The 451-nt window shown below is 38.4% G+C and carries 1 protein-coding gene; it reads right to left on the bottom strand.

Annotated features, from left to right (window positions below; genetic code table 11):
- Positions 1–254, bottom strand: a 254-nt coding sequence (locus Q0954_RS34475) for a hypothetical protein (protein ID WP_299466769.1), incomplete at its 3' end; no start/stop codon positions are given.
- Positions 255–451: the final 197 nt, after the last annotated feature.

The following is a 451-nucleotide window of genomic DNA, read 5'->3' as shown; positions in this document are numbered from 1 at the left end:
ACTACTACAGAAGAAAAAAAGAAAAAGAACAAAAAGAAAACGGACAGCCTGACTATTTTTCTCTTTCTCTTTTTTTTGTTTTTTAAGGCAATATTCCGATTAGGATTAAGGCTTGAATGGAATGTTGAGAAATGCCAGGCAAACAACTTGCGACCTCCACGTTTATGAGCATCAGCAGCAGAAGTTACACCACTACCACCGTGTGGATTATCAGGATCAGGTGTTGTTTGTTTGCTTATCGTATTTACATTCAAAAAGCAAGAATCTAAAATAAGCGTTTTTAGCAGGGTATGGCTTGCGATCTATAAAACAAACTATTTCCCCCTCCACTCGTTTTTCTTTGACGCGTGTTGCGGCTCTATGAGCGAAACAGAGGTAAGTCCTGGCTTGGGTAGCTACCCATTAAAGAAGAACACTTAAAAAAACTCCTACCTGCTATTATAGATTACAT

The organism is uncultured Microscilla sp. (assembly GCF_947493425.1).
Classification (GTDB): domain Bacteria; phylum Bacteroidota; class Bacteroidia; order Cytophagales; family Microscillaceae; genus Microscilla.
Note: the sequence above shows the minus strand (reverse complement) of the source record. Positions and strands in the feature narration are given on the sequence as shown.